The organism is Vulcanibacillus modesticaldus, assembly GCF_001730235.1.
GTDB classification, from domain to species: domain Bacteria; phylum Bacillota; class Bacilli; order Tepidibacillales; family Tepidibacillaceae; genus Vulcanibacillus; species Vulcanibacillus modesticaldus.
This window is the reverse complement of record NZ_MIJF01000061.1, coordinates 1-3470: the sequence shown is the minus strand read 5'-3', so window position 1 is coordinate 3470 and position 3470 is coordinate 1. Positions and strand designations below refer to the sequence as shown.

General features: G+C 30.1%; 4 protein-coding genes. 2 read left to right on the top strand and 2 right to left on the bottom strand.

What is annotated here, in order from left to right:
• Positions 1-218 precede the first annotated feature (218 nt).
• Both BHF71_RS09625 and BHF71_RS09620 read right to left on the bottom strand, forming a co-directional pair.
• Positions 219-530, bottom strand: coding sequence for an iron-containing alcohol dehydrogenase (locus BHF71_RS09625; RefSeq protein WP_069657431.1), 312 nt, complete (start codon positions 528-530; stop codon positions 219-221).
• Positions 531-1139: 609 nt separating this feature from the next.
• Positions 1140-2774, bottom strand: coding sequence for an AAA domain-containing protein (locus BHF71_RS09620; RefSeq protein ID WP_245683854.1), 1635 nt, complete (start codon positions 2772-2774; stop codon positions 1140-1142).
• Positions 2775-3009: 235 nt separating this feature from the next.
• Between BHF71_RS09620 and BHF71_RS09615 the strand changes: the two genes are divergently transcribed.
• Both BHF71_RS09615 and BHF71_RS11685 read left to right on the top strand, forming a co-directional pair.
• Positions 3010-3237 carry a hypothetical protein gene (locus BHF71_RS09615; protein ID WP_069657429.1) on the top strand — a complete coding sequence of 76 codons (228 nt, stop codon included), beginning with the start codon at positions 3010-3012 and terminating at the stop codon, positions 3235-3237.
• Between the two features lie 80 nt (positions 3238-3317).
• A partial coding sequence (locus tag BHF71_RS11685) for a transposase (RefSeq protein WP_084024111.1) occupies positions 3318-3470 on the top strand: 153 nt, incomplete at its 3' end.

The window sequence follows — 3470 nt, the reverse complement described above, 5'->3', positions numbered from 1 at the left end:
GTGGTCTAAACTTATTGAGTTGTCACAGGAATTTATTTTAGAGCAACAGTCTGCTTAATCTAACAGTATTAATTAGGCTCTGTTTTAAGAGTCTGCTTCAGTATGCTCTTTTTTGTCACTGTTTAAATGAAGTCATGCTTTTGCTATACTTGTTTAACCCTTTGTGAAGTTCTTTGTTCCCCAATTTTGTCATTCTTAATTTCTTTTTCACCAAACGTTTAATTTTTCATAGAACTTTTGACACTACCAAATGAAATAACAAAGTCACATCCATGCTCTCTAAGCATAGCTAATCCATCTTCAACATTTTTCACAGTTGGATTTGGTTGAGTTCCATCGAAAATCACGTATTTAATATCTTTGGAATCTAACATATCGGTTAATTTTTTAACCAAACCATTTTCAACCAATACTTTATCTGTAACGATTAACGCTTTTTTATATCCTAATGAAACTATTTCATCTCCAGCACTAATTAAAGAATCTGCTCCCATTAAACTAAGTGATGGCATATAAAAGTTATAACTCATGGTAATTCCTCCTATTTTTTAGACAATTTTAATTAGATTTTTATAGAACCTATGATTACCTATCATCTCCTTTCAATTTATTAGTTTTATTAACTTAAATCATGTTTTCACCAGTGAAAATTTGTACCCAATTAACATCTAAACATATGCATTGACCCAAATCTTTTATTGTGAAAAATCGGCCCAGATCTTTCTATTGTGAAAACATGAACAAATAATTATATTAAATGTAGCATAATTTTAATCAAAAGATAATAATGATTGTGAAACTTTGAACATAATGCTATGTAAAAAAATTGAAACATCGGTTATTCTCTTTGAAATAATTATAAAACCATCCAATTTGAACTTCAAGTCACATTCACATCAATTATTTTACAAATTAGTGAACAAGTTATTAATAACTATTTTCTATTTATCTTTTTGAGTATTTTAAAATTGTAATACCTTTATCACCCACCATCTTCTGACGCTATATATCCGTCAATACTTATTGCTAAATTCAATATTATTTGTCCAGTCATAATTATTTCCCCCAATGTTTGTTATTGTCATATTTTAATATTATCTGATATCCATAATAGATTATATCAGTAAAAAAGAGAGCCGTTATATACTCAGTTTGTTTTTCCAATTTTCATGGTGCAAAACATATAACATATATCTAGCTCTAGAAGCCCCCACATAGATTTCTTCTGGTGAACACATTAAATCATTATTATGGACATCGATCAAAAAAACAATATCTGCTTCTAACCCCTTAAAAGACCTAATGGTACTAAATTTTATTCCCGATCCATTTTCTTTCTTTAGATCTACAATTGGCCACTCTTTAATTCTGCTAATTGAGCCAAGACAACTTTTTTTCTTTGTATATGGTGACAATATTGTTATTCGATTTGGAGATAAACCCTGACTAACCAATCTACTAATTTCTTTTTCAAGTATCTGTTTTTCCTCATCTTGATTTTTCCACTTAATGGTCTGTACAGGTAAACCGCCACTTAATTTGCTTCTTAACCTTTTTTCATTTATAAAAGAGGCAAACCATTCGTTAATTTTCTGTGTATTTCTGAAATTCACAGTTAACCTATGCTTAGAGATATCAAATCTACGCAGTGCTTCAATATTCGTTCTAAAGATGTTCTGTTTATCATCAGCAAAAATGTAGAAGTGACCGTTTTCTTTTACCATAGATAACAAGGTAATAATCCACTCTTCTTTAAAGTCTTGACCTTCATCAACAATAATGGCATCAAACTTTTCCGCTTCAGTTAATGAAGAGTAATAATCAAAAGCTGTAGAAGGTAAGATTTCATCATAATAAGAGCTTAAATCCTCTTCTTTTTTAGGTTTTTCCATATAAATACCTTTTTCAGTTAAATCTTTCTCAATATAATCCAAGAAATTAAGAGCTTGGATATTTTCATGATCAATATAGTTGTTAAAAAGCTTTGCCAAATTTTTATTATAACAAGTAAGAAATACCTTTTTCTGCTCATTAGCTAGCCGTTTTGCTTTCTCCATGGCAATATACGTTTTACCTGTTCCTGCTGCACCGAAAAAGACCTTACGATGATCCTCCTCTGTCTCATCCAATATTCTTTCTTGCTCCTCTGATAGAATAATTTCCGATTGTTGATGAAACAAAGCAATCTGATCTTCTAGGGTTGAATAGATTTTAAAAACTGGCGATAAAACTTTGTTAATTAAAATCTTATTGGCTTCATAAGCATTTCTTTTGTTTTGTTTATCAAAGAGTTTTTCGATTGTTTTTTCTAAGTTTCCTAATTCATTTAATGTCCAAATACTTTCCTTGTTTAAGTCTTGGGGTAAGACACCTGAAAACTTTGTAGCTTCAGGAAAACAAACTGCATATCTAATACCCAATGGATAATCATTACCACCTGATTTTTTCCTATAACTATTTAATATTTCAAACATTGCAGTACGAGCTTGTTCTACTGGATCCTTATGTAATGGTTGATAATTGCCATCTTTAATTTCATACCATCTTCCATTGTGATAACTAATATTACCTTGTTTCACTTCTACCACAATATACCCTCTTAAGGGATGTACAATAATAAAGTCTGCCTCTCTAACCAAATTATTTTCATATTCTCCTATTTGGTATTTGTAGGAATATAAAACGGTATAATCATCAGGCAATAATGATGCGATCCGATAAAAATCCCTTTCCCCTTTATTTTGAATAGAGTCTATATGAATATCTGGAATCATAATTGCCAACTTAGATCACCCTTTAAATATATTTATTTGATTTCTATTTCTATGCAAGTATGGGAAAATCCTGTTATAAGTTGGCCGAATTTTGTCCAAATGGTAATTAACCGGTTACTACCATATAAATCACTAGTAAAAGCCAATTTCTAATAAAATTTGCAGGATTTTTCCTTTGTTTGTAGAAAATATATGCAATGAATCTACTGATATCTACTATAAAAGGAGCGAATAAATGGAAATGAAGAGAATATTTGTTGGTATTATTATAGGCGCTATTCTAACAACCTATCATCCAGCCCTTGCAAATAGTATTAAACAAATAACAGCATTGGTAAAAGAAATTAATATTCAGATTAATGGTAAACAGATCAATGAAGGAAATACATATTTTAACGGTAAAAAAAATGTTCCACTTGCTTTAAACTATGAAGGTACAACCTATGTACCTTTCAGCTTGTAGACAAAGTCTTTATTTAGACAAATCTACAAGCTTTTTTTGTATAATAGATATTGTAATAAATATCTTGTGAGGGGAGAAATATGTTAACAAAGCGTAAGGAAGATGTGAGAACTCAAGTTGAATTAGTATCAATAGAGGATCTGGTACCAGAGGATCATTTGGTTAGGAAAATAGATCAAGCAATTGACTTTAGCTTTATATACGATTTGGTTAAAGATACCTATTCTTTAGAT

Coding starts and splice junctions, on each gene's coding strand:
- BHF71_RS09625 (WP_069657431.1), bottom strand. CDS start 530: ATGAGTTATAACTTTTATATGCCATCACTTAGTTTAATGGGAGCAGAT.
- BHF71_RS09620 (WP_245683854.1), bottom strand. CDS start 2,774: ATGATTCCAGATATTCATATAGACTCTATTCAAAATAAAGGGGAAAGG.
- BHF71_RS09615 (WP_069657429.1), top strand. CDS start 3,010: ATGGAAATGAAGAGAATATTTGTTGGTATTATTATAGGCGCTATTCTA.